Origin of the sequence: Providencia burhodogranariea DSM 19968 (assembly GCF_000314855.2) — a bacterium.
GTDB classification, from domain to species: domain Bacteria; phylum Pseudomonadota; class Gammaproteobacteria; order Enterobacterales; family Enterobacteriaceae; genus Providencia; species Providencia burhodogranariea.
Window position 1 is genome coordinate 2,406,719 of record NZ_KB233222.1, and the last position, 13,671, is coordinate 2,420,389.

The 13,671-nt window shown below is 39.9% G+C and carries 12 protein-coding genes; all 12 read left to right on the forward strand.

The genetic code is table 11. The features are described from left to right. Window positions 1–159: 159 nt before the first annotated feature. The 12 genes from kdpF to OOA_RS10315 all read left to right on the forward strand — a co-directional run bounded on the left by kdpF (window position 160) and on the right by OOA_RS10315 (window position 13,533). A complete protein-coding gene (kdpF, locus tag OOA_RS21370) occupies window positions 160–249 on the forward strand; it encodes a K(+)-transporting ATPase subunit F (protein ID WP_148284506.1) in 90 nt (29 codons plus the stop codon). 1 nt (window position 250) lies between these two features. After that, the gene (gene kdpA / locus OOA_RS10265; protein WP_008912087.1) at window positions 251–1,954 is read left to right on the forward strand and encodes a potassium-transporting ATPase subunit KdpA; all 1,704 of its coding nucleotides are present in this window, start codon (window positions 251–253) and stop codon (window positions 1,952–1,954) included. A gap of 13 nt (window positions 1,955–1,967) precedes the next feature. After that, window positions 1,968–4,031 carry a potassium-transporting ATPase subunit KdpB gene (kdpB, locus tag OOA_RS10270; protein ID WP_008912088.1) on the forward strand — a complete coding sequence of 688 codons (2,064 nt, stop codon included), beginning with the start codon at window positions 1,968–1,970 and terminating at the stop codon, window positions 4,029–4,031. A gap of 10 nt (window positions 4,032–4,041) precedes the next feature. Further along, window positions 4,042–4,632, forward strand: a complete 591-nt coding sequence (gene kdpC, locus OOA_RS10275; RefSeq protein ID WP_008912089.1) for a potassium-transporting ATPase subunit KdpC — start codon at window positions 4,042–4,044, stop codon at window positions 4,630–4,632. Between the two features lie 86 nt (window positions 4,633–4,718). Next, window positions 4,719–7,442, forward strand: coding sequence for a two-component system sensor histidine kinase KdpD (gene kdpD / locus OOA_RS10280; RefSeq protein ID WP_008912090.1), 2,724 nt, complete (start codon window positions 4,719–4,721; stop codon window positions 7,440–7,442). Continuing rightward, on the forward strand, window positions 7,414–8,097 hold the full coding sequence (gene kdpE, locus OOA_RS10285; RefSeq protein ID WP_040690943.1) for a two-component system response regulator KdpE: 684 nt from the start codon (window positions 7,414–7,416) through the stop codon (window positions 8,095–8,097). Before kdpD ends, kdpE begins: the two co-directional genes overlap by 29 nt. A 642-nt stretch (window positions 8,098–8,739) precedes the next feature. After that, on the forward strand, window positions 8,740–10,137 hold the full coding sequence (locus tag OOA_RS10290; protein WP_008912092.1) for an S-type pyocin domain-containing protein: 1,398 nt from the start codon (window positions 8,740–8,742) through the stop codon (window positions 10,135–10,137). Continuing rightward, the gene (locus OOA_RS10295) at window positions 10,134–10,637 is read left to right on the forward strand and encodes a DUF6392 family protein (RefSeq protein WP_008912093.1); all 504 of its coding nucleotides are present in this window, start codon (window positions 10,134–10,136) and stop codon (window positions 10,635–10,637) included. Before OOA_RS10290 ends, OOA_RS10295 begins: the two co-directional genes overlap by 4 nt. A 366-nt stretch (window positions 10,638–11,003) precedes the next feature. Further along, a complete protein-coding gene (locus OOA_RS10300) occupies window positions 11,004–11,495 on the forward strand; it encodes a DUF6392 family protein (protein WP_008912095.1) in 492 nt (163 codons plus the stop codon). Window positions 11,496–11,592: 97 nt separating this feature from the next. After that, window positions 11,593–12,093: a DUF6392 family protein gene (locus OOA_RS10305; RefSeq protein WP_008912096.1), complete on the forward strand. Its 501-nt coding sequence runs from the start codon at window positions 11,593–11,595 to the stop codon at window positions 12,091–12,093. A 347-nt stretch (window positions 12,094–12,440) separates the two neighbouring features. Beyond that, window positions 12,441–12,932, forward strand: coding sequence for a DUF6392 family protein (locus tag OOA_RS10310; RefSeq protein ID WP_008912097.1), 492 nt, complete (start codon window positions 12,441–12,443; stop codon window positions 12,930–12,932). A gap of 109 nt (window positions 12,933–13,041) precedes the next feature. Then, on the forward strand, window positions 13,042–13,533 hold the full coding sequence (locus OOA_RS10315; protein WP_008912098.1) for a DUF6392 family protein: 492 nt from the start codon (window positions 13,042–13,044) through the stop codon (window positions 13,531–13,533). The last annotated feature ends 138 nt before the right edge of the window (window positions 13,534–13,671 follow it).

Below are 13,671 nucleotides of genomic sequence, written 5' to 3' on the forward strand. Positions count from 1 at the left end.
ATACAATAACTTAACATTCTATTTTTGGCTAAAATTCATTTATAGCTTGTCTCTATTGCGATTTTTATACTTTTTTTACACCTTCATTCGCCTTTTTATCAGCTTCTTTACAACACAATCTCTATCTTATTTCTATGGGAATAATAAGGAGAAATTATCGTGTCATTACTTTCCATTATAGGGGCAGCTTTGGTTGTTTTACTGCTGGTTTATCTAGTTTACGCCCTGCTTAACGCTGAGGATTTCTAAGATGGCCACAAATGCATTTTTACTCATTGCCAGTTTTTTACTGGTGCTTTTAGTACTCGCAAAACCACTTGGGATTTTTATAGCTCGATTAATTGAAGGCGATATACCGCACTTAGTCACAAAAGTTGAAACTATAGTTTGGCGTAGCAGTGGGTTAAAACAGCCAGGCCGTGACATGACTGAAATGAATTGGTCAAGTTATGCATTGGCGATTTTATTATTTAACCTTCTTGGTTTTGTACTACTTTTTGCATTACTACTATTTCAAGGCACTCTCCCACTTAATCCACAAAAACTTTCAGGGATGAGCTGGGATCTCGCATTTAACACAGCAATTAGCTTTATCACTAATACCAACTGGCAGTCATATAGTGGTGAAAATAGCCTCAGCTATCTTAGCCAAATGGCTGGATTGGGTGTCCAAAACTTTTTGTCCGCAGCAACGGGCATTGCTGTCATTTTTGCACTGATCCGTGCTTTTTCACGCCACAATAGCAAAACTTTAGGCAATGCTTGGGTAGATATCGCACGTATCACACTCTACTTGTTATTACCTATATCAGTTATTTTTGCTCTATTTTTCGTGAGTCAAGGCGTCATTCAAAACTTTTCACCTTATGTGTTAAGTGACAACTTAAATAGTGCTAATCAGCTTATTCCCATGGGACCCGTTGCTTCCCAAGAGGCAATTAAACTTCTGGGCACTAACGGTGGGGGCTTTTTTGGTACAAACTCAGCTCACCCTTTTGAAAACCCGACTGCACTGAGCAACTTTGTACAAATGTTGGCCATTTTTCTCATTCCTACCGCACTGTGTTTTGCTTTTGGGCGGGTTGTGGGTGATAACAAGCAAGGACACACTTTACTTTGGGTAATGGTAATTATCTTTGTCATTGCAGCTGCAACAGTCATTAATGCCGAATATGTAGGTAACCCATTTTTAAGTGATTTCTCAGCAGATAGCACCATTAATATGGAAGGTAAAGAGAGCCGATTTGGTATCCTTGGTTCTGCGCTTTATGCCGTCGTCACTACTGCCGCATCTTGTGGTGCAGTCAATGCTATGCATGATTCATTTACTGCCTTAGGTGGAATGGTTCCAATGTGGCTCATGCAAATCGGTGAGGTAATATTTGGTGGTGTAGGCTCTGGACTGTATGGCATGTTGCTATTCGTTTTACTTGCTGTATTCATTGCTGGATTAATGATTGGCCGCACACCTGAGTACTTAGGCAAAAAGATCGAAGTTCGTGAAATGAAAATGGTTGCTATCGCTATATTGATAACTCCAACCTTAGTTTTATGTGGTACAGCAATAGCGTTAATGACAGATGCTGGACGTGCCGGCATTCTTAATTCTGGAGCACATGGTTTTAGTGAAGTGCTTTATGCTTTCTCTTCCGCGGCAAACAATAATGGCAGTGCCTTTGCAGGTTTAAGTACTAATACGCCATTTTATAATGTACTACTTGCAATCATTATGTTTTTAGGTCGTTTCGGTGTTATTTTGCCCGTCCTTGCCATCGCTGGCTCTCTAGGTATGAAAAAAACCCAAGTGTCAACTGCCGCGAGTTTACCCACTCATGGACCTATCTTCATCGGATTATTGATCTTAACAATTCTACTCATAGGTGCTCTAACTTTCGTGCCAGCTCTCGCAATAGGCCCGATAGCAGAACATTTGCAAATTTGGTTAGCGGCATAATGAGGGTGATAAAATGAAAAGTAAAAATACTCAACTATTTGATAGAGTACTGATTCGTCAATCTATTATTGATTCATTTAAGAAATGTACGCCGCAAGTTCAGTGGCGGAACCCAGTCATGTTCGTGGTGTATATCGGCAGCATGGTGACAACATTATTATGGCTGGCAATGTTAACAAATTATACCGAAGGTAATTCATGGTTTGGTGGAATGATCGCACTATGGTTATGGTTTACTGTTATATTCGCTAACTTTGCTGAAGCATTAGCTGAAGGTCGTAGTAAAGCGCAAGCAGCAAGCCTTAAAGGCGTCAAAAAATTAAGCAGTGCAATACGCCTTGCCTCAGCGTCTTTAAATGCCGTACAAGAAAATGTTAATTCCGATGAACTACGCAAAGGCGATATTGTTTTAATTCGTGCTGGTGAAACTATCCCTTGTGATGGGGAAGTACTTGAAGGCGGAGCTTCAGTCGATGAAAGTGCGATTACAGGGGAGTCAGCGCCAGTGATCCGTGAATCAGGCGGTGATTTTTCATCTGTAACCGGCGGAACACGCGTCTTATCAGATTGGTTGATCGTTGAATGTACCGTGAACCCCGGTGAAACCTTCCTTGATAGAATGATTTCAATGGTCGAAGGTGCAAAACGTCGTAAAACGCCAAATGAAATAGCGCTAACTATTTTGCTCGTTGCACTCACCATTATCTTCTTGTTAGTTTGTGCAACCTTATATCCATTTACGCTATTTTCAGCAGAGCATGCTGGAGCGGGAAGTGCTGTTTCTCTTCTAGTATTAATCGCATTGTTGATCTGTTTAATTCCAACCACAATCGGAGGGCTGCTTTCTGCCATTGGCGTTGCAGGTATGAGTCGAATGTTAGGTGCCAACGTTATTGCCACCAGCGGACGAGCTGTTGAAGCAGCAGGTGACATTGATGTGTTATTGTTAGATAAAACAGGTACCATCACGCTGGGGAACCGCCAAGCCTCTGCCTTTTTACCACTTTCAGGTGTCACGGAACAGCAGTTAGCCGATGCAGCTCAACTTTCATCTTTGGCTGACGAAACGCCCGAAGGTCGCAGTATCGTCGTGCTCGCAAAACAAAAATTTAACTTACGCGAAAGAGATATTCATGCATTGAATGCCACTTTTGTGCCATTTTCTGCCATGACGCGGATGAGTGGCGTTAATATCGGTGATCGAATTATTCGTAAAGGTTCAGCTGATGCTATCCGCCGTTATATTGAAGCGAATCACAGTAAATTTCCACTTGAAGCTGACAAACTCGTAGAACAAGTTGCTCATCAAGGGGGGACACCTCTAGTTGTTGTTGATAACCAAACCATTCTTGGCATTGTTGCATTGAAGGATATTGTTAAAGGTGGCATTAAAGAGCGCTTTGCCCAAATGCGTAATATGGGTATTAAGACGGTGATGATCACTGGGGATAACCATCTTACTGCCGCTGCCATTGCCGCGGAAGCTGGTGTGGATGATTTCTTAGCGGAAGCAACACCAGAGGCCAAATTGGCACTTATTCGCCAATATCAATCGGAAGGTCGTCTAGTCGCAATGACTGGCGATGGAACTAATGATGCCCCTGCTCTTGCTCAAGCTGATGTTGCTGTCGCCATGAACTCAGGTACACAAGCAGCCAAAGAAGCTGGGAACATGGTTGATTTAGATTCTAACCCAACAAAGCTAATTGAAGTAGTTCATATTGGTAAACAAATGCTGATGACGCGAGGTTCGTTAACTACATTTAGTATTGCGAATGATGTAGCCAAATATTTTGCCATTATTCCAGCAGCCTTTGCTGTGACTTGGCCACAGCTGAACGCATTAAACGTGATGCACTTGCACTCACCAGCTTCTGCCGTGCTATCAGCTGTGATCTTTAATGCCTTGATCATTGTTGTTTTGATCCCCTTAGCGCTAAAAGGTGTGAATTACCGCCCTATGAGTTCACAGTCATTACTACAGAGAAACCTTGGGATTTATGGTCTCGGCGGTCTGATCGTTCCCTTTGTCGGTATAAAGCTTATCGACATGTTTATCAGTCTCTTTGGTTTATAAGGAACACGCCATGAATACGCTTCGTTCATCACTAGTTATGCTTATTTTATTAACGATTATAACAGGTGTGGCTTATCCTTTATTAGTCACCGGATTGGCCAATATTTTATTTCCTTGGCAAGCTACTGGCTCTCTGATCCAAAAAAACGATCATGTGATAGGTTCAGCCTTGATTGGGCAGAATTACCAATCTGAACGCTACTTTTTAGGGCGCCCATCTGTGACAGCTGAACATCCTTATAATGCTCTGTCATCTGGCGGTAGTAACTTTGCAATTAGTAATCCACTATTAAGTAAAACTTTTGCAGAACGTAGTGAGCAACTGAAGAAGCAAAACCCTGATGCAGGAAACGCTATTCCTGTCGATTTATTAACCTCATCGGCTAGTGGTTTAGATCCGAATATGTCAGTTGAAGCTGCACTCTACCAAGTGCCACGTATTGCCAAAAACAGACAGATTTCACAAGAAGATGTAAAATCAGTAATTAGTGAGCAAACACAACAACCATTACTCGCGTTCTTAGGTGAGCCAATTGTTAATGTGTTACAACTCAACATCGCGCTAGATGACTATCAACAACAGGCTAATACTCCTAAATAACTTAAGATGCATGCGAGTTTACCTCGCATGCATTGCTAACAGCCCCTAGTAGTATGACGATTTAATTCCACTCACTGAGGTTTGTTATGGATAATAATGATCCAGTTCGTCCAAATCCTGACGATCTATTGGTAAAAGCTAATGATTGTGGACGAGGTAAACTCAAAATATTTTTCGGTGCCTGTGCTGGTGTCGGAAAAACCTATGCCATGCTTCAAGAAGCTCAACGCTTGCGAAATCAAGGACTCGATGTATTGGTCGGTGTTGTTGAAACTCATGAAAGAGAAGAAACGGCAGCTTTGCTCGAAGGCTTAACGCTGCTTGCCCCCCGCCGTCTGCATAATCGTACACGTCGAGTACAGCATGCCTTTGATATTGATGCTGCTATTGCCAGACATCCTGCCATCATTTTAATGGATGAATTGGCATTTAGTAATCCAACAGGGAGTCGTCATCCTAAACGCTGGCAAGATATCGAAGAGCTACTAGATGCTGGAATTGATGTTTTAACAACGATTAATGTACAGCATATTGAAAGCTTAAATGATGTTGTTGGAAGTATTACAGGGATCCGAGTTCGCGAAACTGTACCTGATCACATTTTTGATGCCGCAGATGAAATCGTCTTAGTCGACCTACCTCCCGATGATTTACGTCAGCGCTTAAAAGAAGGCAAAGTGTACATTCCGGGACAAGCAGAACGTGCGATCGAACATTTTTTCCGTAAAGGGAATTTAATTGCGTTACGTGAGCTAGCCTTACGCCGAACGGCAGATCGTGTTGATGGGCAAATGCGTGAGTTTCGTGATGGTAAAGGGCTGGCTCCGGTATGGCACACCCGTGATGGCTTACTATTATGCATAGGTCACAACAGAGGCAATGAAAAATTGGTGCGTGCCGCGGCTAGATTAGCGGCAAAGCTCGGTTCGGTTTGGCATGCCGTTTATGTTGAAACACCAAAATTACATGGCCTACCCGAAGGCCACCGCAGAGCGATTCTAAAAGTTTTGCGTCTAGCCCAAGATTTAGGCGCTGAAACGGCAACGTTATCTGATCCATCGGAAGAAAAAGCTATTTTGCGTTATGCGCGTGAACATAATCTCGGAAAAATTTTAATTGGTCGTCGAACTAAACGGCGTAAGTGGTTGATTTTTAATTTAAGAAGCAGCTTTGCTGAGCGATTGGGGGAATTAGGCCCTGACTTAGATTTAGTGATTGTCGCACTCGAAGAAAAAAATTATTGTGAAAAAGAGCCTGAACATAAGCCTTTCTCTGAAAAGTGGCGAACCGATGTGAATGGCTTTGTGATGGCAATTGTAATGTGTGCTGTCATCACTTTATTTTCTCATACTTTTTTACTTGCATTAGATAAAGCGAACCTCGTTACTCTCTATTTGCTCGGCGTTGTATTAGTTGCACTGTTTTATGGCCGTCGTCCCTCCGTCTTTGCTGCGCTGGTTAACGTCATCAGCTTTGACTTATTCTTTGTTCAACCTCATTTCTCTCTTGCTATCATGGATATGCAGTATTTAGTAACATTTACTGTCATGTTAATTGTTGGTGTCGTTGTCGGGAATTTAACCGCAGGTATGAGATACCAAGCCAGAATTGCGCGTTATCGAGAACAACGAACTCGACATCTATATGAAATGACGAAAGAGTTGAGCCAGGCACTCACTGAACAAGATGTTGGTAAAACGGGTTACCACTTTATTAATAATGCCTTTCAAGCGAAAACCTGCTTATTGTTACTCGATGATAACAATAAACTGTCTCCTTTGATGTGTGAGGGCTACAGCCCAATGCAAATCGATCAAGCTATCGCCAAATGGAGTTTTGATAAACGCCAACCCGCAGGAGCGGGAACTGATACATTACCAAGCGTACCTTATCAACTCCAACCTATTACGACAGCAGACCAAACAATTGCCGTTCTTGCCATTGAACCGAGTAATATACGTCAGCTGCTTATCCCAGAACAGCAACGCATGTTACAAACTTTTACTGGGTTGATTGCGAGTGCACTTGCTCGTTTACAATTGACGAAGCAAGCAGAAACAGCAAAATTAGATATCGAGCGGGAACAATTACGAAATTCATTGTTAGCTGCACTTTCACATGATCTTAAAACGCCGTTAACCATCTTGTTTGGACAAACAGAAATCTTAATGCTAGATCTCAGTGCGGAAAATTCCCGTTATACTGAACAAGTGAGCAAAATGCGTCAACAGGTATTAAGCACCTCGCGTTTGGTCAATAATTTACTGGATATGGCAAGATTGCAATCTGGGGGGATCCAACTTAATTTGGAGTGGCAATCATTAGAAGAAATTACGGGAAGTGCGGTACGTACATTAGACTACACATTGAAAAGTCATCCATTATCCATTGATATTCCCGCTGATCTATTGCTCTACTGTGATGCAAATTTAATTGAACGGGTCTTAATTAACTTACTGGAAAATGCCATCAAATATAGCGATGACAATACTCCGATGGGTATTTGTGCTAAAGTAGAGGGCAATCAAGTACATATTGAAGTTTGGGATGCCAATAATGCGATTCCTGATGGGCAAGAAAAAACGATTTTTGATAAATTTTCTCGCGCACAAAAAGAATCTGCAATCCCTGGTGTTGGTTTAGGTCTCGCAATTTGTCGTGCGATCATCCAATTACATGAAGGCCAAATTTGGGCCGAAAATAATAAAAAAGGTGGAGCTAGTTTTCACTTTATTTTACCTTTTAAACAGTTGCCTGACATTGAAGAGATAACCGACTATCGTGAGCCCCCATCAAATATTGATCATTGAAGATGAAAAAGAAATCCGTCGCTTTGTCAGATTAGCGCTGGAGGGGGAAGGTTTGAAAGTTTTCGAGGCTGAAAATTGCCATAGAGGGCTGATTGAAGCCGGTACTCGCCGACCTGATCTCTTAATATTAGATCTTGGTTTACCGGATGGTGATGGGCTAGATCTGATCCGCGATATACGTCAGTGGAGTAGCATTCCGATCATTGTATTATCAGCCCGCGAAGATGAATCCGATAAAGTCGCGGCATTAGATGCGGGTGCAGATGACTACCTCACCAAACCTTTTGGTATCAGTGAGCTTCTTGCAAGAGTCCGAGTTGCATTACGCCGTTTTGGCCAAACGGCTCAAAAGAGTACTTTGTTCGAATTTGGTGATGTGAGCATTAATTTTATTAATCGAATTGTCACCAAAAAAAATGAAGAATTGCATCTCACCCCTATTGAGTTTCGTTTACTCAGTGAAATGGTGACTAATAGTGGCAAGGTTCTTACACAACGCCATCTCTTAGTCCAAGTTTGGGGACCAAATTATGTTGAACATAGTCATTATCTTCGTATCTACATGGGGCATTTACGGCAGAAGCTCGAAAATGATCCCACCCGCCCTATTCATTTATTAACGGAAACAGGCATCGGCTATCGTTTTATGCCGTGACAATTGTGAGACTCTTTTATATCGATATTTAGGTGACGGATAACTCACTAAACTCCTTGATTTCATGATATTACTGGCGCCATAACGGATAGGTTTAATTCCTTTCGCTGCCACAATACCTGAAATCGTTCGAGCACCTGCCGAACCTCGAATATGAAGATTGAGTTAAAGCATAATCGTTAGTTTTCATAAATGAGTATTTACAGAACCATATACCTAATAAATATAGAATTAAACTGAATACATAATTATATATAAAAATATGTATTAATTATTCTATTCAATACATAAGCCTCAGAGTGTAGTGAACGACCTTTCTTTCTCATATTATAAAAATGGTTAAAGATGACAGTTAGTCAATAGGAAATCATTCATTAAAGATAAATTAATTTAGCAAAAGTCAGATCAACATTTTATTTTTTTAACATAAAAAACCTTATAATATAAATACTCTTGTGATAAAAGGGTAAAATCATGCTATTCAGGGTGGAACTTTATGGGATGTGTTTGGTTCTTAAAATCATTTTGAGGCGTACTGATAGCATTAAACGGGCGATTTTGAGCACCAAACACGCTCGTTTTAGATAATAAATCTTATAAGAAGTGAATATTGGGATTGTTTTTTAATCAGGAGATGCAGGGATGCCAGAAAATAATTACATTGGAAGTGCAACAAGTCGAACAAATACAGGAACATCAACAACGACGGTTTATGTAAAGGTACCAAAGTTACGTTTTTTTATGGAACCCAGGGCGTTATCTTTTGCGCCGGCACAATCTATTTCAGTCCCCTCAATACTTAAGCCTGCTTCTTCAACGCTCTCAAAAGATATAAGCCTATTATCTCAGTTGGTTAAAGCGCCTAATCCGCTAACAATAGCATTAATGGGATTGTTTTATTCGCCGAGCGTCGGAGATTCGACGCTCGATCGCATCGTTATCGGGCGTCCATTCGAGAAGCGATCGATTGTGGGCGGTTTTTCTCGTTCTGCCTCAACCATATCTACCTATGACTATACGTCGGAAGAGTTTCTAAGAGAAATCGCTGCGGCAAAAAGCACCGTCACGACCCGTGTTCGTTTTCGGGTGATTGAGGACGAAAAAAGTGGAAACCCGAAAATTGTCGGATATGCCGTGGACGAACGCAGTGGGTTAGACAGAGTTCGAGTCCGTTTTGCTGAGCGTCATGAGGATGGTTCAGTAACGTTTTCTGATCCTGATTTTAAAGGTCAATTTATTTGGAATACTCAGAATAATACGGCGGAGTATAACGATTATACCGCTCAGGATGTGGCTAAAAATCCGGATTTAGCTTTTCAAGCGATGAAATTTAGCCTTGATAACGGGCAGCTAGGCTCGATTATTCATGATGGTGGCGGCGTTGGGAATTATCTTCCCCCGACGCCGCTTCCTGAGCCTCAAAAAATCTGGAGTTTACCGAACCCGATACCGGAAATTCAAAAGCCAGAATTAACTCCTAGCCCGATACCCGAACAATCAACGGGTTGGATTGAATCGCTTCCTATTCATGAAACAGATTTTAATGATTACATAATTGTTGATCCGCTCGGTGAAGTGCCGGCTATTTATGTGTTTTTTCAGAAAGAACCATTAAAGGGAGGAGAGATTGATTACTATAAAAATCTGAATGGACGCTCTAGAGAGAAAAAGTTTAATGTTGATCATATTCCCTCAAAGGCTGCTATTAAAGAATATTTAAAAGAAACATACCCAGATATGACGGATGACGAAATAAAAGAGCTTTATGGGGATGTCGCTTCAGTAACAATCAAAATAAAAACACATCAAAAATATAGTGAAACATTTGGCGGTCGAAATAGTAGCAATATTGAACTTGAAAATGGAACTATTATAAAAAAAGCAAAGCTTGATTCTCTCGATTTATATAAAGCATCCGAAAGTAATTGGGCTGCAATAAGAGGTGAATTAAAAGAATCTGAGGGGTACACAGATAAAGAGCTTGACGATATGTTACAGGAAATTCATAGATTAAACAGAGCTAAAGGATGGTATAAATGAGTGTTGATATTGGGGCATTAGTAAATCGTTTAGGTGATACTTATAATGATATTTATGATGATGGTTTAATTCCTTATAAATCTGTTCCCGATGGGGATTTTGATGATGATGTCGTGACATTAGACATGAAAAAAGAATATGTTTTTTTAGCCTTCGAATATCCTTCAAAAATATTAAAAAGTATAACTATTACTGTTATTCCTTCTAACATGAGAAATCAGTGGAAGTTTCCGAATGACCTACCCTTTGGATTAGAGCAAGTAATGACTGAACAATGGCTATATAGTCACTTTGGAATGCCTATGCGTACAGCAAAGGAAAAAATAGTTGCAGGTAGGTCATTTGGGAAAATGGAGGTGTTTATTTTACCTGGTGATGTTATGGGGAAAAAAATAGCTATGTCTATGCGATATGGATATAAAAAAGTGAATGTTGAAAAAATTACATTTGAATTATTAGATACTCTGGAAGAACGTTGGAAAGATAAAATGCACATATAGTAGGTTTCAGCGTATCAGAGATGTTTAGTGGCAATAAACGAAGAAAATAGTGGTCATGTATTCAACATATAGATCGCGATGTTTAGCACCAGAAATATGTTAATAGAAAATTAATATTCAGCGTGTGGAATCATTAGTTTCACAAGCTATCTAATTTTGCTCAAAAAGACATAAATCAACATATTGGATACTTGACCGAACATTGTTACCACGAAAAGAGTTGGATGCTAAAAATTTACGGGAGGCGGTCGAACGTAATTGGGAAGCCAACCGAGAATGCTTAGAAAATGAAGGTTACGATAGCAAATTACTGAATGAAAAATTAGACAAAATTCATGAACTAAACGAAGCGAAAGGATTATACAAATGAGTGTGAATATTGAAGCATTAGTGCAACGTTTAGGGGATACGTATGATGAAATTTATAACGATGGGCTAATCCCTTATAAAACTAAGCCTCAAGGGAATTCAGGGGATGATATTGTTACGCTAGATATGAAAAAAGAGTATGTGTTTTTATCTTTTGATAACCCGTCAAAAAAGTTAAGAGAAATCACAGTGACGGTGATTCCTGATGACATGCGAAATCAGTGGAAGTTTCCGAATGAGATCCCTTTTGGTTTGATGCAAGTGATGACGGAACAGTGGTTATATCAACATTTTGGTTCACCCATTAGAAGCGCGCCTGAAGAACAAATCATGGGTGTATCTTTTGGGAAAATGGAAGTTTTTAAGTTTAAAAATGAATCTTTAAGTCAGGATATAGCTATTTCTTGTCTTTATGGTTTTAAAAAGGTTAACGTAAAGGAAATTACGTTTGAATCTCTTGAACAATTAAATAATGAATGGAAGCAATAAAAATCCTAATGCCCCAATGTGGTACTAATCAAAACGGAGCTGCTGGATGAAAAATTAGAAAAATTCATGAGCTAAATGACGCAAAAGGATTATACAAATGAGTGTGAATATTGAAGCTTTAGTGCAACGTTTAGGGAATACGTATGATGAACTTTATAAGGATGGGCTAATTCCGTATAAAACTAAGCCTCAAGGGAATTCCGGTGACGATGTTGTCACGTTAGATATGAAAAAAGAGTCTGTTTTTTTATCTTTTGATAACCCGTCAAAAAAGTTAAGAGAAGTCACTATGACAGTTATTCCTGATGACATGCAAAATCAGTGGAAGTTTCCGAATGAGCTTCCTTTTGGTTTGGTGCAGGTGATGACTGAGCGCTGGTTGCAAGAACACTGTGGGATTCCTCTTGTCAGTGAACCTGAACAGACGGTTATGGGAATTAATTTTGGAAAGATTGATATTTTTTCCATAACTATTCCTGATACAGATAAAAGAATCGCATTATCAATGCGTTATGGTTATAAGAAAGTAAATGTTAAGAGAGTTGCTTTTTTTCTTTACGAGCGTTTAGAGTCAAAAATGAAGACAATAAAATCCTAATGCCCCAATGTGGTACTAATCGAAATGGAGCGAAGCGACATCATCATTTTGTCTCTGCTTTTCTCCATGATCGGCTATTGGGTCATGGCTTCTTAGCTGGTTAATTTAGCTAAGTCTGGTCAGGTTGGGCTTCTTTCGACGGTGCAATCCAAGAAATCCCTAGTCCGTTGATTGGTGCTCTTATCAGGTACGCACTGTAATCTCTCGATACCGCAGCGTGATTCGGAGGCAGAGCCGGAATTTCGTTTTCCGGTACGTTTTACTACCACAATTTGCCTGTTTATCCTTTCGGAGACCGGGCTAAGTCCGAGTAAATCAAGTGGCACTGAAGCAAAAGGATTATACAAATGAGTGTGAATATTGAAGCATTAGTGCAACGTTTAGGGGATACGTATGATGAACTTTATAACGATGGACTTATCCCTTATAAAACAAAGTCTCAAGGAAATTCAGGGGATGATGTTGTCACGTTAGATATGAAAAAAGAGTATGTATTTTTATCTTTTGATAACCCTTCGAAAAGGTTAAGAGAAATCACGATAACGGTTATTCCTGATGATATGCGAAATCAGTGGAAGTTTCCGAATGAAATCCCCTTTGGGTTAGAACAAGTGATGACAGAACAGTGGTTATATCAACATTTAGGTTCACCTATTAGAAATGCACCTGAACAAATAATTATGGGAATTAGTTTTGGGAAAACATCTGTTTTTGTTCTGAAATCTCCTGTTTTAGATAGAGAAGTTGCCGTTTCAATGCTTTTTGGATATAAAAAAGTGAATGTTAAAAGTGTTACTTTTTTGACTCTTGAGCAACTAAATCATGAATGGAAACAATAAAAATCCTAATGCCCCAATGTGGTACAAGGGGAGCAGTTTTGATATCGAAAATTATTGTACGGCAAACCTGTTTCTTGAACAGGCTTGCCTGTAGCGGTCGGGTATACAAATGAGTGTGAATATTGAAGCGTTAGTGCAACGTTTAGGGGATACGTATGATGAAATTTATAACGATGGGCTAATCCCTTATAAAACTAAGCCTCAAGGGAATTCAGGGGATGATGTTGTTACGCTAGATATGAAAAAAGAGTATGTGTTTTTATCTTTTGATAACCCGTCGAAAAAGTTAAGAGAAATCACAGTGACGGTGATTCCTGATGACATGCGAAATCAGTGGAAGTTTCCGAATGAGCTTCCTTTTGGATTAAAACAAGTAATGACTGAACGTTGGCTATATGAGCATTTTGGCTCCCCTATTCGTGTAGCCCCTAAAAAAATAGTTGTTGGAATACCTTTAGGAAAATCTGAGGTTTTTAAATTTAAAAATAACTCATTGAGTCATGACATTGCTATACATTGCCGTTATGGCTATGACACTGTTAATGTTAAAAGCATCACATTTGAATTGTTAGAGCGATTAGAACAAAGTTGGAAACAATAAAAACCTAATGCCCCAATGTGGTACTAATCAAAATGCATCGAAGCGACAAACGAAGCTATCCCGATGAATATACAAAAGTATGTGACTTGGGTCGCTGAGTGCAGTCAACAAAGAGGCAACTCGATGTATAACGAGAAA